18 protein-coding genes and 2 pseudogenes are annotated in these 22,109 nt (G+C 57.5%); 5 read left to right on the top strand and 15 right to left on the bottom strand.

Features of this window, described 5'->3' with window-relative positions:
• Positions 1 to 3: 3 nt before the first annotated feature.
• The 4 genes from ACP0GE_RS20535 to purC all read right to left on the bottom strand — a co-directional run bounded on the left by ACP0GE_RS20535 (position 4) and on the right by purC (position 3,712).
• Positions 4 to 1,782 carry a sensor histidine kinase gene (locus ACP0GE_RS20535; RefSeq protein WP_424833737.1) on the bottom strand — a complete coding sequence of 593 codons (1,779 nt, stop codon included), beginning with the start codon at positions 1,780 to 1,782 and terminating at the stop codon, positions 4 to 6.
• A 36-nt stretch (positions 1,783 to 1,818) separates the two neighbouring features.
• Positions 1,819 to 2,487, bottom strand: coding sequence for a phosphoribosylformylglycinamidine synthase subunit PurQ (purQ, locus tag ACP0GE_RS20540; RefSeq protein WP_424833738.1), 669 nt, complete (start codon positions 2,485 to 2,487; stop codon positions 1,819 to 1,821).
• Positions 2,488 to 2,509: 22 nt separating this feature from the next.
• Positions 2,510 to 2,740 carry a phosphoribosylformylglycinamidine synthase subunit PurS gene (purS, locus tag ACP0GE_RS20545; RefSeq protein ID WP_170354098.1) on the bottom strand — a complete coding sequence of 77 codons (231 nt, stop codon included), beginning with the start codon at positions 2,738 to 2,740 and terminating at the stop codon, positions 2,510 to 2,512.
• A gap of 216 nt (positions 2,741 to 2,956) precedes the next feature.
• Positions 2,957 to 3,712: a phosphoribosylaminoimidazolesuccinocarboxamide synthase gene (purC, locus tag ACP0GE_RS20550; RefSeq protein ID WP_424833739.1), complete on the bottom strand. Its 756-nt coding sequence runs from the start codon at positions 3,710 to 3,712 to the stop codon at positions 2,957 to 2,959.
• A gap of 187 nt (positions 3,713 to 3,899) precedes the next feature.
• Here purC and ACP0GE_RS20555 point away from each other — a divergent pair, with 187 nt between their 5' ends.
• A complete protein-coding gene (locus ACP0GE_RS20555; RefSeq protein ID WP_424833740.1) occupies positions 3,900 to 4,220 on the top strand; it encodes a DUF1476 domain-containing protein in 321 nt (106 codons plus the stop codon).
• Positions 4,221 to 4,342: 122 nt separating this feature from the next.
• Positions 4,343 to 5,356, top strand: coding sequence for a betaine--homocysteine S-methyltransferase (gene bmt, locus ACP0GE_RS20560; protein ID WP_424833741.1), 1,014 nt, complete (start codon positions 4,343 to 4,345; stop codon positions 5,354 to 5,356).
• 5 nt (positions 5,357 to 5,361) lie between these two features.
• Here bmt and ACP0GE_RS20565 read toward each other — a convergent pair whose 3' ends face one another.
• The 4 genes and pseudogenes from ACP0GE_RS20565 to ACP0GE_RS20580 form a co-directional block, all read right to left on the bottom strand.
• Complete coding sequence (locus tag ACP0GE_RS20565; protein WP_424833742.1) at positions 5,362 to 6,138, bottom strand: enoyl-CoA hydratase-related protein; 777 nt, start codon at positions 6,136 to 6,138, stop codon at positions 5,362 to 5,364.
• A 72-nt stretch (positions 6,139 to 6,210) separates the two neighbouring features.
• Positions 6,211 to 6,666, bottom strand: coding sequence for a cytochrome c-type biogenesis protein (locus ACP0GE_RS20570; protein WP_424833743.1), 456 nt, complete (start codon positions 6,664 to 6,666; stop codon positions 6,211 to 6,213).
• The gene (locus tag ACP0GE_RS20575; RefSeq protein WP_424833744.1) at positions 6,663 to 8,627 is read right to left on the bottom strand and encodes a heme lyase CcmF/NrfE family subunit; all 1,965 of its coding nucleotides are present in this window, start codon (positions 8,625 to 8,627) and stop codon (positions 6,663 to 6,665) included. The genes ACP0GE_RS20570 and ACP0GE_RS20575 overlap by 4 nt, the downstream gene beginning before the upstream one ends.
• A gap of 75 nt (positions 8,628 to 8,702) precedes the next feature.
• A pseudogene (locus ACP0GE_RS20580) lies at positions 8,703 to 9,053 on the bottom strand (3TM-type holin); the annotation flags it as partial.
• Positions 9,054 to 9,118: 65 nt separating this feature from the next.
• On the opposite strand from ACP0GE_RS20580, the gene ACP0GE_RS20585 reads away from it, so the two are divergent.
• On the top strand, positions 9,119 to 10,306 hold the full coding sequence (locus ACP0GE_RS20585; protein ID WP_424831702.1) for an IS110 family transposase: 1,188 nt from the start codon (positions 9,119 to 9,121) through the stop codon (positions 10,304 to 10,306).
• A gap of 321 nt (positions 10,307 to 10,627) precedes the next feature.
• Here the strand turns inward: ACP0GE_RS20585 and ACP0GE_RS20590 are convergent.
• The 7 genes and pseudogenes from ACP0GE_RS20590 to ACP0GE_RS20620 all read right to left on the bottom strand — a co-directional run.
• A pseudogene (locus tag ACP0GE_RS20590) lies at positions 10,628 to 10,858 on the bottom strand (3TM-type holin); the annotation flags it as partial.
• Positions 10,849 to 11,460 (bottom strand): holin-associated N-acetylmuramidase, encoded by a 612-nt coding sequence (locus ACP0GE_RS20595; RefSeq protein ID WP_424833745.1) that lies wholly within the window; start codon positions 11,458 to 11,460, stop codon positions 10,849 to 10,851. The pseudogene ACP0GE_RS20590 and the gene ACP0GE_RS20595, both read right to left, overlap by 10 nt.
• Positions 11,461 to 11,609: 149 nt before the next feature.
• On the bottom strand, positions 11,610 to 12,056 hold the full coding sequence (ccmE, locus tag ACP0GE_RS20600) for a cytochrome c maturation protein CcmE (protein WP_424833746.1): 447 nt from the start codon (positions 12,054 to 12,056) through the stop codon (positions 11,610 to 11,612).
• A gap of 7 nt (positions 12,057 to 12,063) precedes the next feature.
• The gene (gene argC, locus ACP0GE_RS20605; protein WP_424833747.1) at positions 12,064 to 13,092 is read right to left on the bottom strand and encodes an N-acetyl-gamma-glutamyl-phosphate reductase; all 1,029 of its coding nucleotides are present in this window, start codon (positions 13,090 to 13,092) and stop codon (positions 12,064 to 12,066) included.
• Between the two features lie 94 nt (positions 13,093 to 13,186).
• Positions 13,187 to 13,996 carry a glutamate racemase gene (gene murI, locus ACP0GE_RS20610; RefSeq protein WP_424833748.1) on the bottom strand — a complete coding sequence of 270 codons (810 nt, stop codon included), beginning with the start codon at positions 13,994 to 13,996 and terminating at the stop codon, positions 13,187 to 13,189.
• Between the two features lie 8 nt (positions 13,997 to 14,004).
• On the bottom strand, positions 14,005 to 14,883 hold the full coding sequence (locus tag ACP0GE_RS20615; protein WP_424833749.1) for a lysophospholipid acyltransferase family protein: 879 nt from the start codon (positions 14,881 to 14,883) through the stop codon (positions 14,005 to 14,007).
• Between the two features lie 78 nt (positions 14,884 to 14,961).
• Positions 14,962 to 18,381, bottom strand: a complete 3,420-nt coding sequence (locus tag ACP0GE_RS20620) for an indolepyruvate ferredoxin oxidoreductase family protein (RefSeq protein WP_424833750.1) — start codon at positions 18,379 to 18,381, stop codon at positions 14,962 to 14,964.
• 169 nt (positions 18,382 to 18,550) lie between these two features.
• Here ACP0GE_RS20620 and ACP0GE_RS20625 point away from each other — a divergent pair, with 169 nt between their 5' ends.
• A complete protein-coding gene (locus ACP0GE_RS20625) occupies positions 18,551 to 19,459 on the top strand; it encodes a LysR family transcriptional regulator (protein ID WP_424833751.1) in 909 nt (302 codons plus the stop codon).
• A gap of 267 nt (positions 19,460 to 19,726) precedes the next feature.
• A complete protein-coding gene (locus ACP0GE_RS20630; protein WP_424833752.1) occupies positions 19,727 to 21,979 on the top strand; it encodes a mechanosensitive ion channel family protein in 2,253 nt (750 codons plus the stop codon).
• Positions 21,980 to 22,109: the final 130 nt, after the last annotated feature.

Below are 22,109 nucleotides of genomic sequence, written 5' to 3' on the forward strand. Positions count from 1 at the left end.
CTTTTATTCTGCGGCCTCAAGGCCGTCGCTTCCCAGTATCGGCAACTGCATCTCAAAGACTGCGCCGCCATGCTGACCATTGCGTGCGGTCAGCCGTCCCCCGTGGTCGTTCACGATCCCGGACGAGATGGCAAGCCCCAGACCCACGCCATCCCCTGGCTGTTTGGTGGTGTAAAACGGCTCGAACAGGTTTTCGATATCCTCGATCCCGTGACCATTGTCGCGCACCGTCAACACCGCCGTATCGCCTGCGGCAAGAATGATCTCGACATCAGGCTCAGATACAGATTTGGTGGCATCCAACGCGTTTCGCAAGAGGTTGACCATTACCTGCTCGATCCGCATCCGATCCCCCATGACCACCACCGGTTCCTCGGGCAATATCTGCGTAATCTTCACATGCCGCTGGCGCAGCTGCGGTTCCATCATCGACAGGGCCGAGGCCAGCGCTTCACCAAGATTTACAGGGGAAAACGCGTCTGCGCCCTTGCGCGCATATGACTTCAACTGCCGCGTGATGGCCCCCATCCTTTCGATCAGACCATCGATGCGCCCAAAGCTGGCCAGCGCCTCTTCCGCGCGTTCGCGGCGCAGCAAAAGCCTTGCGCCGGCCAGATAAGTCTTCATCGCCGCCAGTGGCTGGTTCAGTTCGTGACTGACCGCCGCCGACATCTCGCCCAACGCCGCCAGTTTCGAGCTTTGGGCAAGCGTTTGCTCGGCAACTTCCAGCGTTTTTTCAACCCGTTCCCGCTCAGCGATTTCCCGCTGTAGCCTTGCGTTCAATGCGCGAAGCTCTGCCGACTCGCGCTGGAACAGGGTCATCCGCAGGGTCGCCCGGCGACTGAGCGCATAGAAGGTCAGCGCCAGCAGAATCGCAAATCCCATGATTTCAAGCGCCAGAACACTGTTCACCTTTTCCCGAATCGACGAAAAAGTAGTGAACGAGGTCATCTGCCATCCCCGAAATGGAATACGGGTTTCCATCCGCATTACCGCTTCGCCCTGCAAATAGGCGTCAGGCGGCAGCGCCGTCCAGTCGGTGGTTACCCGAATGGCCCGCTGGATCGCCCCCTGCGGCGGCTGGCGCAGCATGGCCGAAACCTCATCCAACCCACGCCATTGCGGTTCCGTCGACAGAATAATGGTGCCCGTGCTGTCGGTTACCATCACCGCGTCCGAGATACCCGCCCACGCACGCTCGAATTTCTGCAAATCGACCTCGACCACGATAACACCCAGAACATCCGAATTGCCTTCCATCCGGCGGGAATAGACAAAGCTGTAGCCGCCCGATTCACGCGGAATGACCGAAAAAATGGTCGAATTCGACCGGATCGCATCAACAAAATAAGGAGAACTGCGGTGCCCTTCGCCAATGCGGTTTCGATCTGTTGCGGCGACCGTCCGTCCGTCGCGGTCCAGCAACACCAGCGAGGCGGCACCGATCTCTTCCACGAACGAGATCAGACGCTGGGTCGACAGCGTAAAATCGCTGGATTGCAGCGCAGAAATCAGCGTTGGATCGCGCGCCAGCAGCTGTGGAACAATCGCATTGCGGCGAAGTTCGCTCAGCAAGTTGCCGGAATACAGCGCCAATCGAACTTCTGCCCTGTTGCGGGTCGATTCAGTAAACCGGCTGGTCAAAAGATTGTTGGTAATCCAGACCGTCAGAATGGTGGCCAGCAGCAGCAGAATGACGGCAAAGCGCAACGGCCAGCCCAGCGGTGCCCCGCGGAGCCGCTGAAGAAAGCCTGTATTGTCAGCTTGTACCTCTGAACTCATGCAAAGACGCTACGCGCCCAAGGCGGTGACCTCAAGTCACGCGGGCGCGAGTACACCCGCCAATGCGCGGAAGAGCGCCGCTCCATCAGTGCCCCCGTGGCCCGAATCCGCCGCCCGTTCGGGGTGCGGCATCATCCCCAGCACGCGCCGGTTGTGCGAAAGAATACCCGCGATATCATCGCGCGAACCGTTGGGGTTGTCGGCATAGGTGAAGGCGATCCGGTCCTCAGCTTTCAACTGGGCCAGAGTCTTGTCATCCGCAAAATAGTTCCCGTCGTGATGAGCAATCGGAATGCCGATCACGTCACCTGCATTGTAGCCCTCGGTAAATGCGCTGTCGCTGGTTTCGACTTTCAGACCCACGGTGCGGCAGATGTATTTCAAACCGGCATTACGCAGCAATGCACCAGGCAGGATGCCTGTTTCGGTCAGAACCTGAAAACCGTTGCAAATCCCCACCGCATACCCACCGCGTTCGGTATGCTGCGCGACCGCCCTGCAGATCGGGGATTGCGCGGCAATCGCTCCGCAGCGCAGGTAATCACCATAAGAAAACCCACCGGGGACTCCGACGATGTCCACGCCGTCAGGCAAGGATGCGTCTTTGTGCCAGACCATATCGACCGAAAACCCGGCCTGTTCGAAAGCCACGGCAAGGTCGCGGTCGCAATTGGACCCGGGGAAAACGATGACGGCTGCGCGCATGGCGGACCCTCCTTGGGAAACCTCAGACCAGTTCGATCTCGTAGCGTTCGATGACCGTGTTGGCCAACAGCTTTTCACACATCTCGGTGATGTCGGCTTCGGTGGCCCCGTCAGCCAGTTCCAGATCGATGACCTTGCCCTGACGCACGCCTTCAACCTGATCAAAGCCCATGGCGCCCAACGCGTGACGGACCGCCTCGCCCTGAGGGTCCAGCACCCCGTTCTTGAGCATCACATGCACCCGTGCCTTCATTTTCGCAACTCCACCTGAGGTCCCGAACTCCGGGCCATTTGACGTTGCGCGCGGGATACCCTGCTTGGGCACATTGGACAACCCTTGATGAACAGGACGGATCACCGCAGGGGCGTTTGCTAAGAAAGCCATCAGAATGCTCTACCGGATGGGTTTGAAAGCAATAAAAGCGCACCTCGACTGAGGAGCGCTTTCTTAGGCCGTGGCCGAATTAAATCAGTTGATCAGTGTCGGCTTAGTCACGTTGCTTTTAGGCAGAACGCCAAGGCGGCGGGCCACTTCGGAATAGGCATCCGTCAGGCTGCCCAGATCGCGACGGAAAACGTCTTTGTCCAGCTTCTGGCCGGTCTCGATATCCCACAGACGGCAGCTGTCGGGGCTGATTTCGTCTGCCACCAGCAAGCGCTGGAAATCGCCGTCAAAGACACGCCCGATCTCGATCTTGAAATCGACCAGACGAATACCAACCGCCATCATCACGCCGCTCATGAAATCGTTCACGCGCAGTGCCAGACTAAGAATGTCGTCCATGTCCTGCTGGCTGGCCCAGCCAAAGGCAGCGATGTGTTCCTCCGTCACCAAAGGATCACCAAGCGCGTCGTCCTTGTAACAATATTCCACAATCGGGCGCGGCAGCTGCGTACCCTCGGCGATACCCAGACGTTTCGAAATCGATCCGGCGGCATAGTTACGCACGATGACTTCCAGCGGGATGATCTCGCAGTTGCGAACCAACTGCTCTCGCATGTTCAGACGGCGGATAAAGTGGTTCGGAACGCCAATCTGGGTCAGACCGGTCATGAAGAACTCGCTCAGGCGGTTGTTCAACACACCCTTGCCGTCGATGACATCTTTCTTCTCGGCATTGAAGGCGGTGGCGTCATCCTTGAAATACTGCACGATGGTGCCGGGTTCCGGGCCTTCATACAGGATTTTGGCCTTGCCTTCGTATATCTTTTTGCGGCGCGACATAAGCGACCTTTCCAGTCCGGGGCGCGGGAATGAGTCCCTGCGCGTTGGCGTCCTCATAGTGCAAGCCCTGCCAACCCGCAAGTTCACCAACCCGAGAGGGTTTGACGCAGCGCAAATACCTTGCACCCGCGTCGTCCTATAGTCATATCATGAGGAAAGAAGTTGAAATCCAAGAGGTCCCCAACCCATGACCACATTTGACGAACGTGAAGCCGCGTTTGAATCCAAATTCGCACATGATGAAAAGATGCAGTTCATCGCCAGGATGCGCCGCAACCGGTTTATGGCCGTTTGGGCTTCGACCCTGAAGGGTGAGACCGTGGAACAGGCCCGCGCTTATGGCCAGAAACTGGTTCATACCGACCTGCAGAATGTCAGCGAAGATGACGTCGTCGAAGCCGTCAAAAGCTATGTTGGCGATTTGGCCGATGAGGCCAAAATCCGCACGAAAATGGCCGAACTGCTGGTCGAGGCCAAAGAACAGGTGATGGCCGAGGCTGAAATCTAAGGATTTACTGCCCTCCTCATGATCTTCATGAGTTTTATGAATTTGATTTGACGCCCCTGCCATGAGACACGGGGCGTCTCTTATTTTATCGGCCTTAAGGGCCAAAATATTGGAATACCCCAATGACAAATGCGCTCAGCAAACTTCTGGAGGCTAATGACGCCATTCTGGCGGACGGGGCCACTGGGACCAATCTGTTCAATATGGGCCTGCAATCCGGTGACGCGCCGGAATTGTGGAATGTGGATGCCCCCGACAAGATCAGGGCCCTGTATCAGGGTTCGGTTGATGCGGGCAGCGATCTGTTCCTGACCAATACATTCGGCGGCACCTCGGCCCGGCTGAAGCTGCATGACGCGCAAAACCGGGTGGGCGAGCTTAACCGGATCGGCGCTGAACTTGGGCGCGAGGTTGCCGACAAGGCAGGGCGTCCAGTCATCGTGGCCGGGTCAGTCGGTCCGACAGGCGAGATCATGGAACCCGTCGGCAGCCTTAGCCATTCCCAGGCGGTCGAGATGTTTCACGAACAGGCCGACGCTCTGAAAGCGGGTGGCGTCGATGTGCTGTGGATCGAAACCATAAGCGCCCCGGAAGAATTTCGCGCCGCGGCCGAGGCATTTGCACTGACCGACATGCCTTGGTGCGGCACCATGAGTTTTGACACTGCAGGCCGTACCATGATGGGTGTAACCTCTGCCGATCTGGCGCAGCTTGTGGAAACACTACCCAACCCGCCGCTTGCCTTTGGCGCCAACTGCGGTACCGGGGCGTCGGACATTCTGCGCACCGTTTTGGGCTTTGCCGCACAAGGCACCGAGCGTCCGCTGATTTCCAAAGGCAATGCGGGTATCCCGAAATATGTGGATGGCCACATCCATTATGACGGCACGCCCGAACTTATGGGCCAATATGCCGCCATGGCCCGCGATGCGGGTGCCACAATCATCGGCGGCTGCTGTGGCACCATGCCGGCCCATCTGCGCAAAATGCGCGAAGCCCTGGATACAACCACACGCGGCGAACGCCCTACTTTGGATCAGATCACGGATGCTCTGGGTGCGTTCTCCTCTGCCTCTGACGGGACAGAGGAGACTGCGCAACCCGAACGCCGCACACGCCGGCGCCGCCGGGCCTGACGCCTTTAGCGCCCTTCGAATTTCGGGGGGCGTTTTTCCATGAACGCAACAATGCCCTCGGCGAAATCGCGGGATCGACCGCAATCGCCTTGTAGATGCGCCTCGGTCGCTAGCTGCTGTGGCAGGGTCTTTTCATAAGTCCCGCGAATGGCCTGCTTGATCGCACCAAACGCAGCCGTAGGACCATTGGTCAGATAGGCCGCACGCGCACGCCAGTGTGCATCGAACTGATCGTCTGCGACGGCCTCCCAGATCAACCCCCAATCGTCGGCCTGCCGCGCGCTGATCTTGTCGGCGAACAAAGCGGCACCCATCGCTTTGGCAAAACCCATCTGACGCGGCATAAACCAGGTGCCGCCCGCATCCGGCAATAGACCGATCCGCGCGAAGGCCTGCAGGAAATAAGCGCTTTCCGTGGCGATCACCACATCCGCACACAAGGCAAGGTTCGCCCCCGCCCCGGCAGCGGCCCCGTTAACTGCCGCGATTGTGGGGACCGGGCAGTCATAAATGGCCTGAAGCATCGGCTCATATTCGTCCCGCAAGGCACGTTCGAGATCGATCTTTCCCGTACTCGAAGCATCCCCAAGATCCTGGCCCGAGCAAAACGATCCCCCAGAGCCGGTTAGAACCACCGTGCGTGCATGGCGGGCCGCATGTTTCATCGCATGCGTGATCTCGGCCCGCATTTGGGTTGTCAGCGCATTCATCTTGTCCGGTCGGTTCAATGTCAGAACCGCCAAACCATCCGTGATGTCCAGGTGGACCGCCTCATACTCCATGAAAACCCTCACCTACGCAGTGTCCTGAAAACCCTGACGTAAATGTGGGTGAAGGGAAAGAAGAACCGTGCGTCAGTCTTCCAGAATTCGGCGCAGACGTTCCCGTTCTTCTTCGCTGAGAGTGTCCGTGTGAACCGCCTCCTGCTGCCGGGCGCGCTTTCGCAGAAAGCTCCAGCCCATTCCCGCTGCTATCAACAGCATGATCGGCCCGGCCAGCCAAAGCATCAGGTTGGCACCCGTCGCCTTTGGCTTCAGAAGTACATATTCGCCATAGCGATCCACGATGAACGCAACCACCTGTTCATCCGTATCGCCAGCTACCAGACGTTCGCGCACAAGCAAACGCAGGTCACGCGCCAGTTCGGCGTTGCTTTCGTCGATGCTCTCATTACGACACACCAGGCAGCGCAACCCGGTGCTGATGTCCCGCGCCCGAGTTTCCAGAACAGGATCATCCAGTACTTCGTCCGGCTGCACCGCCATCAGCGGAGAAGCCAGCATCATAAGGATCAGAACAAGCCGTTTCATTCAGCCGGCACTCCGGTCCCGGGCGTCTTGCGCGCACCAGCGGCAACGCGGAACCGACGGTCCGACAGGCTGAGCACGCCGCCCAGTGACATCAGAATGCACCCCGCCCAGATCCAGTTGGCCAAGGGTTTGATATAGGTTCGCATGACCCAGCCCCCATCGGCTTGCTGATCCCCGATCACCACGTAGACATCTCGCAGAATGCGATAGTCAATCGCAGCCTCAGTGGTAGGCATGCGCGCTACCGGATAATCCCGTTTTTCAGGATGCAACGTGGTGACAAAGCGTCCACCCTTTTCAACCACTACATCGGCAGTTGTCGAAAAATAGTTCGGTCCCTGCACCCTGCGAACGTCCTGCAGAGTCAGTGTAAACTGACCAACCTCAAAAGGTTGCCCGGGCTGTGCAACGCGGATGTCTTCCACTTCCCACGCCGTCAACCCGGCGATGGCAAACATGGTTACACCCAAACCGGTATGCGCCACGGCCTTGCCCCAATCCGCACGTGGCAGACGAAACAGGCGCGCCAGACTACCGTTGCGGCCGGTCCTGCTCCACAAATCCACGATTGCGCCAAAGGTGATCCAGGCGCCCAGAAACAGACCAACGGGCCCCAAAGCGCTGCGTCCGGTTTGCAGAACCCAGACCAAAATGGCCAACGCCACAGCCAGAACAAACGCATAGCGCAGCGACCACGCAGCCCGGCCCAGCCGCCCCCGTTTCCACGGCAACATCGAACCCACCGGCAACGCAATCCCCAACGCAATCATGAACGGGGTAAACGCAGCATTGAAGAACGGGGGCCCAACCGACAATTTCCGGTCAAAGGCCATCTCGGCCACCATGGGCCACATTGTGCCAAAAAACACCACAAAGCAGCTGACCGCCAAAAGAATATTGTTCAGAATCAGCGCGCTTTCCCGACTGACCATTCCAAAGACGCCCTTGGCCTCCATCGTCTGAGCGCGGGCGGCAAACAATGTCAGTGCTCCGCCGACAAAGATCACCAGAATGAACAGGATGAACACGCCGCGCTCGGGGTCGTTGGCGAATGCATGGACCGAGGTCAACAGCCCTGACCGCACGATAAATGTTCCGATCAGCGAGAAGCCAAAGGCAATGATCGCCAACAGTATGGTCCAGCTTTTCAGTGCCTCGCGTTTTTCCACCACAATGGCCGAATGCAACAGCGCTGCGGCCAAAAGCCAAGGCATAAAGCTGGCATTCTCAACCGGATCCCAAAACCAGAACCCGCCCCAGCCAAGCTCGTAATACGCCCACCACGATCCCAGCGCGATGCCAATGGTCAAAAACACCCACGCCGCCAGAGTCCAGGGTCGCACCCAACGCCCCCAAGCGGCGTCCACGCGCCCCTCAATCAACGCAGCAATGGCAAAGCTGAACGCCATGCTGAGGCCCACATATCCAAGGTAGAGGAACGGCGGGTGGAAAGCCAAACCGGGATCCTGCAACAAAGGATTCAGGTCGCGCCCATCAAACGGAGCGACCGGCAGCCGGTCAAACGGGTTAGAGGTGAATAGGATGAAGGCAAAAAATGCCACGCCGATCGCCGCCTGCACAGACAACACCCGTGCTTTCAGCGTTGGTGGCAAACCTCCTCCAAAGAATGCAGCCATAGCACCAAAAAGCGTCACAATCAGCACCCACAACAGCATCGAGCCCTCGTGGTTTCCCCATGTACCGCTGATCTTGTAAAGCATCGGCTTTGCGGAATGACTATTCTCAACCACGATGCGCAACGAGAAATCCGAGCTGCTGAACGCCCAGACCAACGCACCAAATGAAAATGCCGTCAGCAGGAACTGCGCGATGGCCGCAGGCTCGGCAAAAAACATCCATCCGGTCCAGCGTTTGGCGGCCCCGATCAGGGGCACCACGGTTTGGACGATGGCAACCAAAAAGGCAAGGATCAGTGCAAAGTGGCCAAGCTCGGTAATCATAAGCCCGGTTATACTAAGACAACCGGGTGAGTGCTATTCACATTCACCCAATGCCTGCGCACATAGTGTCGCGCCTTAGGCTTTTTGCAGGCGGTGCCATTCCTGCAAAGCGGGGTTTTCGTCGGGATGCGAAACGTTTTGGTCCACCACCGCGTCCGGCCCCGGATTAGCTACTCCGGGGCTATCGCTTCGCAGTTGCCTCAGCGCATCCAGATTGGCCATGACAGCAGGGGCCCGCAGCATTGTTGCCCCGATTTCCCGCTGCAAATCCTGCACCTTCGCCTGATGACGCGCGCCAAAATAGAAAGAGACAATAACACCCAACAGCCACCACAAAGGCTCGGGCACCAGTGCGATACCCTGCATCCGCGCCGCGAACCACAACGGATCGACCATAGCCGCGACAAACAGCGCAAGCGTCCCCAGATCCTATGAGAAAGCGGCGACTGGTGCCAAAATCGCGCCGTCAAACACAGAATAGGAGAACACGAATGTCCACCACAAACGCCACCGCAGCACCAGTCTTCGGCGAGAATAACACGGTCTACGTCGCAGTGGAAATATCACGCAAGTCTTGGGTGTTCGGGATTAAAAGCCCGACCCGGGATCGGATCGGCCTGCACGTGCTTCCAGCGGCAGACACGGACGCCCTCAAAACCCTGATCGAAGAACAACAGGCCAGGGCAGAGCGAGTGCTTGGCCAGCAGGTGCGCGTCCTTTGCTGCTATGAAGCTGGTTATGAAGGCTTCTGGTTGGCCCGCTGGCTGGATCAGTTCATGTCGATTGAGACAATCGTACTGGATCCGGCCAGCTTGCTGGTCAATCGCAAGGCTAAACAGCGCAAGACCGACCGGATCGATGCCAAGAAGATGGTGCGGGCGCTGTTAGCGCATGATCGAGGCGACAGTTCGGTTCTCAGCCAGGTGCGTGTTCCGAATGTTGAACAGGAAGACCGTAAACGTCTGCTTCGAGAACGTAATCGATTGGTCAAAGATCGAACATCTAAAACAAACTCGATCAAGGGGTTGCTGAAGCTGCACGGCATCTTCGATCTCGACCCTCGGAGCAAAGACTTTGAAGCGCGGTTCAATGAGGTGAAAACCGCCTATGGGACGCCGTTCCCTGCACAGGCCCGCAAGGAAATATTGCGGATTCTGGATCGGATGCAACTGGCCGAGAAACAGATTGCGGAGGTTGAGGCTGAACGTGACGAAGTTGCCTGCAAGGGCGCAACGATAGCGATAGCTGATACGGTCGCAGGCAGCGATGAACAGGTGGCCGCAAAGATTGCGACACTCAGCCAGCTCAAAGGGATCGGCGCGAACGATGCCACTTTGCTGGTCAATGAGGTCTTCTACCGAGACTTCCGCAATCGCCGCGAACTGGCCGGTTGGGTTGGGATCGCACCGACTCCCCATGCAAGTGGCGATACGGAACGGGATCAGGGGATCGGCGGCGATGGCCCTGGATGGATCCGCGCAAACCTGATCCAAATGGCCTGGCGCTGGGTTAGATATCAGCCTGATAGCGCGCTCAGCAAGTGGTTTGAAAAGCGCACTGCAGGGGCAAAAGGGCGCATGCGCAGGGTGATGATTGTAGCACTCGCTCGCAAACTGCTGATTGCGCTATGGCGTTTCTGTGAAACCGGGCTCGTTCCCACTGAGGCAAAACTCGCCTGACCCTATAGAATCTAGTCTGGCCGGACGCGGCAGGGCTGGAGACCGGGCGGTGTGTGACCGTAATGGCACGAGGCTGAAAGACGCCGATCCCGAGATGGGTCCCACCTCCGGAACGTTGTGCCCGCAGCACGCGGGATTGTGGGAGAGTACCAGCGTCGCTGGAAGCCACCCGGATATAAGTTTGGTGAAGCGCACACAAGGCGCAACCGTTGCAAAGAAACGTTCCGACCCGAATACCAAGCCAGCAAGGCCGCCTGAACGAAGGAAAACGAAATGCTCTAGAACCCAAAATCTCCGGGCTTGACAACCGCTTTCTCATATAAGTGCCAGCGCTGGTCTCGGCAGACGATTCAGCCCATCCATGAAACGGTCATATCCACTCTTCTGAACAATCTGGAACTCTGCACCAAACTGCTGCATCGCCTGCCCCCGCAATGCGACCGCCCTCTGTGCACCGGCATCAGCATTCTCACGAAACACCTCAGCCGTCTCGCGCACCACATTGCGGCCTGTCCCAAACAAAACTCCCAAAAGTCCCGAGATCAGGCCCATGTCGAAACCCTTCTTGCAAAAGCCGCCTGGCTTAAATGATATCTGGGTGACAGAAACTCTTCGGCGCGCCGTATCCAGCCCCCTTTTCCGCCTGCTCTGGTCCGCGCGTATTTGCGCAATGGCGGCCTTCGCTCCGCAAGAGTGAAATAGTAGTTTCGCCGCGCCACTCCGTAGGCATCGCGCAAAACCACTGGATCCGGCGAAGCTGCGGACAAAGCCACGGCCGCAGTCTCTGGGCCAATGGCGCCATCAACGGCGATATCAAAACCCATCTCCCTCAGCAGACGTTGCAGGATTTTTACCGCCTGCGATCCGGCGTTGACATACATATCGAAAACCGATGCCTGCAACGCCTCAGGTAACATGGCGACCCGAGGCGCTTCAAAGTAATACCGCAGGAAAACCTCGACTGCCTGCTCCTTATTCAAGGCACGTACATCCGCCCGCGTAATACTCCCATCTTCCGTCAGATCCATTCCAAGGCGACGCATCGCATGCAGCGTCACGCCAAACTTGGTCGGCCCGCCGGGATCATCCGGATCATCCACATACCCGCCCTCGCGCGCCACGATCCCCATGGCAATCTGTCGAACCGTCTGCATTTCCTGCCCCTTTGATTTGACAGCTCAAACGGTCTCGCAAAGGTGTTAATCCAGCGACAAAGCAAAGGGCGCTGCCCGCTTCACACGCGCAACGCCCCACTTCTTCTGTTCAAAAATACCTCCGCCGGAGGCATGCAGCACAGCTGCATTCAGCTGCCCTCAGCCTCCTTGTAAACGCCTTGCTCTTTCAGCGCATCCACAACTTCCTTGGGCATGTATGTCTCATCATGTTTTGCAAGAATTTCAGTCGCTTCAAAGACACCGTTCACATAGCTTCCGGTCCCCACCATCCCCTGATTTTCCGAAAACAGATCCGGCAGGACACCAGTGAAGGACACCGGCACGCTCTCCCCACCGTCGGTCACGACAAAACGCACCGTCTCGCCCTGCCCGCGAATGATCGAGCCCTCTTCGACCAATCCACCAATCCGAAAAACTTCAGTTGGTTTCGGCGGCTCAGCAATCACCTGGCTGGGCGATCGGAAAAAGTTGATGCCATCCCGCATTGCGTACCCAATCAACCCCGTCGCAAGCACCAAGGCCACAACAGCCAGCAGGATCACCTGAACTCGACGACGTTTCCTGAGCGTTTTCATCTCATCCTCACGGGAACAGAGGGGCCATCATCAGACCCGAAGTTTCATCCTCACCTAACATCAGGTTGGCGTTCTGCAAGGCTTGCCCACTGCTACCTTTTGTCAGGTTGTCCAATGCCGCCACAACAATAGCACGCCGCTCGATCCGGTCGGCGGCGACCCCGATATGGCAGTAGTTTGACCCTCGCACATGATGGGTCGAGGGCGTTTCACCAAAGGGCACAACCTGAATAAACGGTTCATTTTCATACGCAGAAACCAGTGTTTCATAAACGCTTTGCGGATCACCTTTAACGTAAGACGTCGCCAGAATACCCCGATTTGCGGGGATCAGATGCGGCGTGAACTGCACATGCACGGTGCGTCCAGCGAGTTGCGAGAGCTCCTGATCGAACTCTCCCAGGTGCCGATGCGTTCCGCCAACGGCATAGGCGTTGGTGCCTTCGCTCAACTCAGCGTGCAGCAAGTTCTCTTTCAGCGCACGCCCGGCCCCGGAAACGGCGCATTTCAAATCAAGGATGATGTCATCCAGATCAATCACTCCGGCCACGATCAGAGGACGCAGCACATACTGCCCCGTTGCCGCATTGCACCCGGTGCCTGCAACCAGACGTGCAGCCCGGATTTCGTCCCGGTAGAATTCGGTCAGGCCATAAACAGCCTCTTCCTGATGCGCGATGGCGGCATGCGGGTTGCCGTACCATTTCTCGTATTCCTCAGGATCACGCAGCCGAAAATCTGCAGAAAGATCGACAATTTTCAGAGTGTTCGGAAGTTCGCGGATAACCTCCTGACTGGTTTTGTGCGGCAAGGCACAAAAACACAGATCGATCTGCGAAAAGTCGATTTCAGAGATTTTACACAGGTCAGGCAGGTCCATATGGCGCAGATGCGGGAAAACCTGAGCCATCGGTTGCCCAGCCTTTCGCTCGGCTGCCAGAGCGGAAATTTCCATGTTCGGGTGCTCGGCGATCAGCCGCACCAGTTCAGCGCCGGTATAGCCCGAGGCGCCCAGAATTGCGATTTTATGGGTCATGTCAGACCTCTTTCGTCTATGTGCCACATCTTACGACCGCCAATGCAGCGGTCATCGGATTAATTCGTCTCTCGGGGGTCGTCCTTGACTTAGGTCAGACGGATGTAAACGTGATCTGTCGTCGGAGGAATTGAGTTGCCCGATCGCTGACAACGTCCGGTTTGCCGGTGGTCAGAAACCCGCCCCCGCCCTCACCCGTCATATTCGGGTGCCGCTGCAGATAGTCCGCCAGACTGTCCGCAACCAAATCACCCTGACTGTAGACTTTGACATCCGCCCCCAATGCCTGCTGAAAGCTTTCTGCCATAAGGGGGTAGTGGGTACAGCCCAAAATGGCCGCCTGCGGCTCTGGCATTTTGCGCTTCAAAGCGTCGACATGGCTACGCACCATAGCCTCGGCCAGGATCATATCGCCGTCTTCAATGGCGTCGACCACACCGCCGCACGCCTGCGCTTCGACATCGACACCGATGGCCCGAAACGCCAGCTCTCGCTGAAACGCACGGCTTGAAACCGTAGCAGGTGTGGCAAACAAAGCCACGTGTTGAACCTCGACCTCACGGGGGGGCGAGTTGTCACCCCATTGCCGCTCGGTCAGGGCTTCGATCAAAGGTACGAACACCCCAAGCACCCGCTTACCTTCCGGCACACCTTCTTCCTGCATCCGACGCAGAGCGGCAGCGCTTGCTGTGTTGCAAGCCAGAATCACCAGATTACATCCGCGAGACCAAAGATCGTGCACCGCCTGCCGGGTCAGCTGAAAGATGTCCTCGGCATCCCGCACGCCATAAGGCGCGTGGGCGCTGTCTGCGAAATACAGAAAATCCACGTCCGGCAGACGTTTCTGCGCGGCGTTCAGGACGGTCAGCCCGCCCAATCCGGAATCAAAGATACCTACTGCCATTTGCCCCTTCAGGCGCGATGCCGTTCCTCAAATTCATAGCCATAGTCATAAGACTTCAGCGGCTTCGGAGACAGCTCATACGTGGCTTTGCGCAAGAAATCCATCATCTTGCGCGTATCCTTGGCCAAAGGGTCCAAAACATCACGCCCGATGGGCTCGCCGACCACAACTTTGACAGGGGTGTCCACGCGTTTTTTGAACTCTTTGATCAACAAACCCATGCGCAAAGTCGAGTGCAAATGGCTGGCAATCTGGAACAGGCGCGAGGTGTGGCCGTCAAAGAAAACCGGCACAACTGTTGCATTCGACTTGGCCACCATGCGCGCTGTAAATCCACGCCAGCCCGGGTCCATCGGATGCGAAAACGGTTTGACACCTGTGCTGACCGTGCCGCCGGGGAAAATACCAATCGCCCCCCCTTCACCCAGATAGTTCAGGGCGGTCTTGCGGGTCTCGAGGTTCAGCTTCATCGCCTCCTTCGTCTCATCGAAGGAAATCGGCAGGATGATCCGGTTCAAATCCTCTGCCTTACGGAACACTCGATGCGCAAGAATGCGGAAATCGCCGCGTGTCCGGGACAGGATATGCCCCATCATTAGCCCGTCCAGAATGCCATAAGGATGATTGGCGATCAGAATAAGCGGCCCGTCCTTGGGAATGTTGGACAATGCCCCGCCAGCGACATCCAGAGACAATCCATACCGTTCCACCATGACCGACCAGAAGTCCCGGCCATTCGCCACGTCTTTTTCATATCCGTCCGCACGTTTGATCAACCGCAGTCTTCCGGTGGTGTTTTCCATCAACTTGATCACCATCCGACCGCCTTTGGTTTCGGCGGAGTAAGCATATGAGATGTCTCGGGCGACATGACGGCGCGAGGGCATTGGGATCTCCGGTCTGGGTGCCTGCCATAGTAAGTAGGTAACAATTTTGCCCACGTAACGTGACAAGCTTGTAAAGCTTCACTCTGCCGCAGCACGCACCTGAGGCCCTCCATCCCCAATTGCGGCCAAAAGCTCCTCGCGTCGTTTTGCGGCTTTTGCCTCGTTTTCGCGTAACACAGGCCCAAAACCACGTATATCAAGCGGCAGGCGCGCAAGGGCGGTGATTGCGTCACGTGTTTCATCATTCAGCTTTGGCAATACCTGCTTCATGTCCTTTTCATACTGACGGATCAAAGCGCGCTCCATCCGCCGCTCGGCGCTGTACCCAAAGGGGTCCAGAGGTGTGCCGCGCAAAACCTTGAGCCTTGACAACAGCTTAAGCAGTCCGAGGAACCACTCCCCGAACTCGCGTTTGCGGGGGCGCCCGCTTTCGCCTTTGGTTCCAAGGGCCGGAGGCGCAAGATGGAAGGTCATCTTGAAATCGCCGTCGAACTCTGCCGCCGCCTGATCGCGACTTTCAAGCAGCAGACGTGCCACCTCGTACTCGTCCTTATAGGACAGGAGTTTATGATACCCTTTGGCGGCTGCTTCTTTGATCTTCGTGTCCTCAATAGACGCAACAAGTTTCCGATAACGTTTCGCCAGCCGGGCGCTCTGATAGTTGGTCAGATGGTTGGCGCGGAAATCGATGATCTGATCCAGTGACTTCGGCATTTCCGTCACATTTGGACTCAATAGCTTTGCCGCCTCGGTTGGGTATAGAACTGCCCAACGACCAACTTCGAAGGCACGCTTATTGCGCTCAATGGCGGTGCCGTTCAACTCGACGGCCTGCATGATGGCGTCATGAGTAATCGGGATCAGCCCACGTTGCCAGGCAGCACCAAAAACCATCATGTTGGAATAGATCGAGTCCCCCATCACCGCGCGGGATAAGTCAGTGGCATCAAACAGATCCACGTCCTCCTTCAATCTGGCCTTCAAGGCCAGCTCCAATTGATCGCCGGGGATTTGGAATTCGGTGTCACGCGTGAAGTCGCCGGTGATGATTTCGTGGCTGTTGACCACCGCACCGGTTTGCCCGGCCTGCGTCAGGCCCAAAGTCTTGGCCGCCGCCGAAACCACCAGATCACCGCCGATCAGCGCATGGGCTTCGCCGGTGGCGACGCGGATAGCGCTGATATCTTCTGGTCGGTTGGCCAGGCGGCAGTGGATATGCACCGCACCGCCTTTCTGGGCCAGACCGGCCATCTCCATCATCCCGGCGCCTTTGCCATCAATCTGCGCGGCCTGCGCCAGAACGGCACCAATGGTGACAACGCCGGTGCCGCCAACACCGGTGATCACCACGTTATGCGTACCTTTGATCTGCGGCAGCACGGGTTCCGGAAGGTCAGGCAACTCCAGATCGGTCGTTGCCTCCCTCCGAATTTTCGCGCCTTGCAGCGTCACGAAAGACGGGCAAAACCCGTTCACGCACGAGAAATCCTTGTTGCAGCTCGACTGATCTATCGCCCGCTTGCGCCCCAACTCGGTTTCCTTGGGAACAATCGAGACACAGTTGGACTGCACGCCGCAATCTCCACAGCCTTCGCAGATATCCGTATTAATGAACACACGCTTGTCAGGGTCCGGGAAACTCCCCCGTTTGCGCCGCCTGCGCTTTTCGGCGGCGCAGGTCTGTATGTAAACAATGACCGATACGCCCTCAATTTCCCTGAATTTTTCCTGAACCTTCATCAGTTCAGCACGCTCATGGGTTTCGACCCCGGATGGCAGAGCCTTGAAGTTCACATCTTCCTTTTCGTCATAGACCACAGCCACATGCTTGACGCCCATCGCGGTCACTTCGGCCACAATGCGTTCCGCAGTCAGATCGCCCTCATTCTCCTGACCGCCGGTCATGGCGACGGCATCATTGAACAAAACCTTGAAGGTTATGTTTGTCCCCGCCGACAAGGCAGCCCGGATGGCCTGAACGCCGGAATGGTTATATGTCCCGTCGCCCAGGTTCTGGAAAACGTGCTGGGTGGTGGAAAACGGAGCTTCTCCAATCCAGTTCGCGCCCTCGCCGCCCATCTGGGTGAACCCGGTTGTTTCCCGGTCCATCCACTGGACCATGTAATGGCAGCCGATCCCGGCATAGGCCCGACTGCCTTCAGGCAGCCGGGTCGAGCTGTTATGGGGGCAGCCCGAGCAAAAGTAGGGCAACCGCGTCGCAATTTCTTGCGCGTTGTCTGCGCGCCGCGCGTCGGACAGTTTGGTTAGGCCCGCGCGCACGCCCTCGGTATCATGGCCCTCCTCGATCAATATACCGCCAAGTTTCTCGGCAATCATGATCGGATCCAGAGCACCACGTGTCGGGAACAGCTCTTCGCGATGCATGATCCCCGCGCCGCCTTTATACCATCCATAGACCCGACGCCCGCGCCGGTCGTCAAAGATCGCTTCCTTGACCTGAACCTCGATCAGTTTGCGCTTTTCCTCGACGATGATGATCAGGTCGAGCCCTTCAGCCCAGTCGTGGAACCCTTTCATATCCAAAGGAAAAGTCTGACCGATCTTATAGGTGGTGATACCCAGCCGCTCGGCCTCGTCCGCGTCAATGTTCAACAGCGACATAGCGTGGACCAGATCCAGCCAGTTCTTACCAGCGGCGGCAATTCCGATCTTGGCCCCGGGTTTGCCCCAGACCCGCTTATCCATCTTGTTGGCATGCGAAAAAGTCTCGGCAGCGAAACGCTTGAAATCGATGACACGCCCCTCTTGCAGATGTGGAGTGTCGCCGAGGCGGATATTCAATCCGCCTTCCGGCATGTCGAACTGCGGCACCACGATCTGCATTCGATCCGGCCTGCCATCGACCACCGACGTGACCTCGATTGTGTCCTTCATCGTCTTCAGGCCGACCCAGACGCCTGCAAACCGGCTGAGTGCGAACCCGTAGATCCCGTAGTCCAGAATTTCCTGCACACCTGCCGGGCTGACCACCGGCATATACATGTCCACCAATGACCATTCCGATTGATGCAGCACGGTCGAGCTTTCGCCCGTGTGATCATCACCCATGGCCATCAGAACACCGCCATTCTGTGCAGTACCTGCCATGTTCGCGTGGCGCATCACGTCTCCAGAGCGGTCGACGCCGGGGCCCTTGCCGTACCAGAGGCCAAAGACACCATCAAACTTGCCGTCGCCCCGCAACCCGGCCTGCTGACTGCCCCACAGGGCCGTCGCCGCCAGATCTTCGTTCAATCCGTACTGAAAGGTCACATCGCTTTCGGCCAGCTGCTTTTGCGCGCGCGTCATCTGCAAATCGACCGCACCAAGGGGCGAGCCGCGATAACCGGTCACCAGACCTGCTGTATTCAGACCTGCCTGCGTATCCCGCGCCTTCTGCATCAGCATCAGCCGCACCAGCGCTTGCGTCCCGTTCAGAAGAACCGGACTTTTGGACAAATCCAACCGGTCGTTTAGCGAAATTTTTGGCTGACTCATCTGACGTCTCCCCTCGTCGGATTAGTGTGCTGCATTTCTTGGTATTTTAGGTCATAATTTCTGACCTGTATAGCAATTTTCCCCTGCGCCGTAACGATTTCCGCGTTTGCTTGTGGAAATTGTTACCTGTTTCATATAGGCCTGCCGAAGGATAACGAAAGTTGCGACAATGGATTGGGACAAGCTTAGAATATTTCACGCGGTGGCGGATGCTGGCAGCCTCACCCACGCCGGCGACAAGCTCAATCTGTCTCAATCCGCCGTGAGCAGGCAAATCCGCGCGCTGGAAGAATCACTGGATGCGACCCTTTTTCACCGCCATGCACGGGGGCTGATTCTGACCGAGCAAGGGGAGCTGCTGTTCGACGCAACCTCGGCCATGTCCAAACGTCTGGACGCCGCCGCTGCCCGCATCCGTGATAGTGAGGATGAGGTGTTCGGTGTCCTGCGGGTCACCACAACTTTTGGCTTTGGCACCTTGTGGCTGGCCCCGCGCCTGCCCAAGCTCTACGAGCAATACCCTGACCTCAATATCGACCTGATGTTGGAAGAACGGGTCCTGGACCTGCCCATGCGCGAAGCTGACGTCGCCATCCGGATGAAAGAGCCCAGCCAGGCCGATCTGATCCGCAAGCGCCTTATGACGGTTCGGATGTTCCTGTATGCAACGCGCAGCTATCTGGAAACCCACGACGCGCCGCTTGAAAAGCTTGAAGATATCACAAAGCATCGCCTGATTTGTCAGACCCCGTCTGCCCCTCAGGTCGGCGCCAGTGCATCGATGGTACGGCATCTGATGACCTACAACCCCGGCTCTCTGCTGACGGTGAATAACTACTTTGGCGTTCTGCAGGGTGTTCTGCACGATCTGGGGATCGGGGTTTTGCCGGACTACGTAACTCAGGATTTCCCTGATCTGGTACCGGTCCTCGAAAACAAAGAAAGCGCCGATGTGCCGGTTTATCTGGCCTATCCCGAAGAATTACGCCATTCCAAGCGGGTCGCTGCGTTCCGAGATTTCGTTCAGGATGAGATCATCTCGCACCGTAAGCAGTTGAGAGAAATGGGAAAACTGTAGCTATGCAGTAATGGCATAGCGGGCATGACCATTTAACGTGTAAAACGCCTTGATCGTACTCAATGTGATCCCTAAATGGGCACATGAAGGCGGTGATGCTGAAACGCTCATCATCTTCATACCTCCCTGTTGGACTACGGCCGAGCTTAGTGCTCGGCCTTTTTTTTGCTAAGTTCCCAGCGGGCAGGTATTTTCTCTGGGAAATTCCGCCCAAATGCCTATGATCCCGAAAAAACAATCAAAAATTTCGTGATCGAGGACAAATCCATGTTTCACCCCCTTCGCCTGCTGATGGCGCTGATGTCAGTGCTGATGCTGTCGGGGCCAATTTACGCCCAGGACAGCGGCACCTCTGCGCCTGCCACCGTCTCTATCCCTGAAGACCTGACTCCGGAACAGGTTGACAGCCTGGTTGCCCGGATGTCCGACGATCAGGTGCGCGCGATCCTGCTGGAGCGGCTGGACGCCGTGGCCAAGGAGCAGGCCGCCGCCAAAGAAGATCACGAAGACCCCCTGACCGAGATCAACGAAATCTGGGCCGAGATGGTCTCTTCGTGGACCCATGTTCTGACAACCTTGCCGAATATTGTGACCGCGCAGGTCAAGGCGTACAACAATTTCTCGGAAAAACTGGGGTCAGCAGGTGTCTTCGTCCTGTTAGGTCTGACGTTAAGTGTCCTGATCGCCGGATTTGTTGCCGAAAAGCTGTTTGGTCTGGTGACCCGTAAATGGCACGCCAAACCCGGCGATGGCGACGAAGATGATCTGTGGGGCGCTGTGCGTTACCTTTTCCAGAGGTTCTGCAATGAGGTTGCAGGGCTCGTGGTTTTCTACATCGTTATTCGCGCTCTTGGACGGGCGGTTCTGGGACCGGATCAAATCGCCTATGCGGCCCCGTTTGTATTCTTCCTGATCTGGATACCTCGGATCGGCGCAGCTGCGTCCAGATTTGTTCTGGCCCCCAACCAGCCGCATTTCCGTCTGGTAAACATCGACGATCATTGGGCCAAATACCTGCATCGCAACCTGATCGGCTTGCTGATCCTGATCGGCTTCACAATGTTCATCCTGCGGTTCAACGCGCTCAACGGCGTGACCGGTGGTGATACACGCATCGGATTCTGGCTGAACGCAGCCATTCATATCTATATCGGCGTCATCGCCTGGACGGCGCGCGAAGGGCTGTCTCAGATGATGCTGGGGACAGACCCCGATCACACCAAGTTCGATGAAGAGGTCGCCCGGTATTATCCGTATTTCGCCATTGGCGTCTCGGCTGTCACGTGGCTGCTGGTTGAGTTCCTTGTGGCACAGCGTGATCCCGCGATCCGTGCAGTGCTGGTTAAGGGGCCACATTTCACCACCATGTTCTGGCTGTTGATCGCACCTGCGCTCGACACCCTGATACGTGGGCTGGTGCGTCACCTGCAGCCCCCGATGTCCGGCGAAGGCCCATTGGCCGAGCGCGCCCACCGGTCTACCAAGCGCAGCTATATCCGAATTGGTCGCGTTGTGGCCGGGCTGTTCGTGGTCATGATGATCGCCCGGGCCTGGCAGCTTGATCTGCGCCATGTGGCTTCGGCCGGTGTTGGTGCCGAGGTCGGCGGAGCGGTGATCGAATTCCTGCTGATCATTGCCGTTGGGTACATCATCAACGAGATCGTGTCGCTGTGGATCAACCGCCGTCTGGCGCAAGAGCAGACCGCAGCCGAAGCTTTGGATGAAGAAGCCGGTGGTGAAGGTGGTGGCGCAGGCGGGTCGCGTCTGGCGACCGTTCTGCCGCTGCTGCGGATCACCGCACAAGTCACGATCGCGGTGATCTTCACCTTGCTCGCATTGGGTGCTTTGGGCATCAACATCACGCCGCTTCTGGCCGGTGCAGGTGTTCTGGGTCTCGCCATTGGCTTTGGTGCCCAGAAACTGGTGGCCGACATCGTCGGAGGGGTCTTCTTCCTTGTCGATGATGCTTTCCGCGTCGGTGAATATGTCGATGTGGGCGGCACCACGGGCACTGTCGAGAAGATATCGATCCGCTCGATGCAGCTGCGCCATCACCGTGGACCGGTGCACACCATCCCGTATGGCGAGATTCAAAAGCTGACGAATTTCAGCCGCGACTGGGTCATCATGAAGCTGAAATTCACAGTTCCGTTCGACACAGACCCCAACAAGGTCAAAAAGATCTTCAAAAAGATCGGTGCCGAAATGATGGCGGACGAGACCCACAAGGACGGGTTCCTGCAGCCCTTCAAATCTCAGGGTGTGTTCGACTTTGACGATGTCGGGATGATCATTCGCGGCAAGTTCATGGCCAAACCCGGTAAGCAGTTCACCTTGCGCAAGGAAATCTTCAACCGGGTGAAAGCTGCGTTCAAAGAAAACGGCATCGATTTTGCGCGACGCGAGGTGCGGGTTGCCATCCCTGGTCTGGACGAGGCGGAAAACGTGACGCCCGAACAAAAGACCGCCATTGGCGCGGCTGCAGCAGCCGAAGCCAACAAAGAACAAGGACCGTCCTAACGCCTGTTCAGCGCCGGAACCGGATTAATCCCGGTTCCGGTTTTCCGATTCTTCCATCTTCTGGCAGCCTGCGCGGTCTTGGCCCTTCCCCCCGGCGCGCCCTTGCCCTAAAAGGCGCCCAATCTCGGCC

It is taken from the genome of Ruegeria sp. (assembly GCF_965243365.1).
In the GTDB taxonomy this organism is placed as follows: domain Bacteria; phylum Pseudomonadota; class Alphaproteobacteria; order Rhodobacterales; family Rhodobacteraceae; genus Ruegeria.

Coding starts and splice junctions, on each gene's coding strand:
- ACP0GE_RS20615 (WP_424833749.1), bottom strand. CDS start 14,883: ATGCCCTCGCGCCGTCATGTCGCCCGAGACATCTCATATGCTTACTCC.
- purQ (WP_424833738.1), bottom strand. CDS start 2,487: ATGCGCGCAGCCGTCATCGTTTTCCCCGGGTCCAATTGCGACCGCGAC.
- ACP0GE_RS20555 (WP_424833740.1), top strand. CDS start 3,900: ATGACCACATTTGACGAACGTGAAGCCGCGTTTGAATCCAAATTCGCA.
- ACP0GE_RS20620 (WP_424833750.1), bottom strand. CDS start 18,381: ATGAGTCAGCCAAAAATTTCGCTAAACGACCGGTTGGATTTGTCCAAA.
- purS (WP_170354098.1), bottom strand. CDS start 2,740: ATGAAGGCACGGGTGCATGTGATGCTCAAGAACGGGGTGCTGGACCCT.
- purC (WP_424833739.1), bottom strand. CDS start 3,712: ATGTCGCGCCGCAAAAAGATATACGAAGGCAAGGCCAAAATCCTGTAT.
- ACP0GE_RS20630 (WP_424833752.1), top strand. CDS start 19,727: ATGTTTCACCCCCTTCGCCTGCTGATGGCGCTGATGTCAGTGCTGATG.
- ACP0GE_RS20535 (WP_424833737.1), bottom strand. CDS start 1,782: ATGAGTTCAGAGGTACAAGCTGACAATACAGGCTTTCTTCAGCGGCTC.
- ACP0GE_RS20625 (WP_424833751.1), top strand. CDS start 18,551: ATGGATTGGGACAAGCTTAGAATATTTCACGCGGTGGCGGATGCTGGC.
- ccmE (WP_424833746.1), bottom strand. CDS start 12,056: ATGAAAACGCTCAGGAAACGTCGTCGAGTTCAGGTGATCCTGCTGGCT.
- murI (WP_424833748.1), bottom strand. CDS start 13,996: ATGGCAGTAGGTATCTTTGATTCCGGATTGGGCGGGCTGACCGTCCTG.
- ACP0GE_RS20565 (WP_424833742.1), bottom strand. CDS start 6,138: ATGGAGTATGAGGCGGTCCACCTGGACATCACGGATGGTTTGGCGGTT.
- bmt (WP_424833741.1), top strand. CDS start 4,343: ATGACAAATGCGCTCAGCAAACTTCTGGAGGCTAATGACGCCATTCTG.
- argC (WP_424833747.1), bottom strand. CDS start 13,092: ATGACCCATAAAATCGCAATTCTGGGCGCCTCGGGCTATACCGGCGCT.
- ACP0GE_RS20585 (WP_424831702.1), top strand. CDS start 9,119: ATGTCCACCACAAACGCCACCGCAGCACCAGTCTTCGGCGAGAATAAC.
- ACP0GE_RS20575 (WP_424833744.1), bottom strand. CDS start 8,627: ATGATTACCGAGCTTGGCCACTTTGCACTGATCCTTGCCTTTTTGGTT.
- ACP0GE_RS20595 (WP_424833745.1), bottom strand. CDS start 11,460: ATGCAGACGGTTCGACAGATTGCCATGGGGATCGTGGCGCGCGAGGGC.
- ACP0GE_RS20570 (WP_424833743.1), bottom strand. CDS start 6,666: ATGAAACGGCTTGTTCTGATCCTTATGATGCTGGCTTCTCCGCTGATG.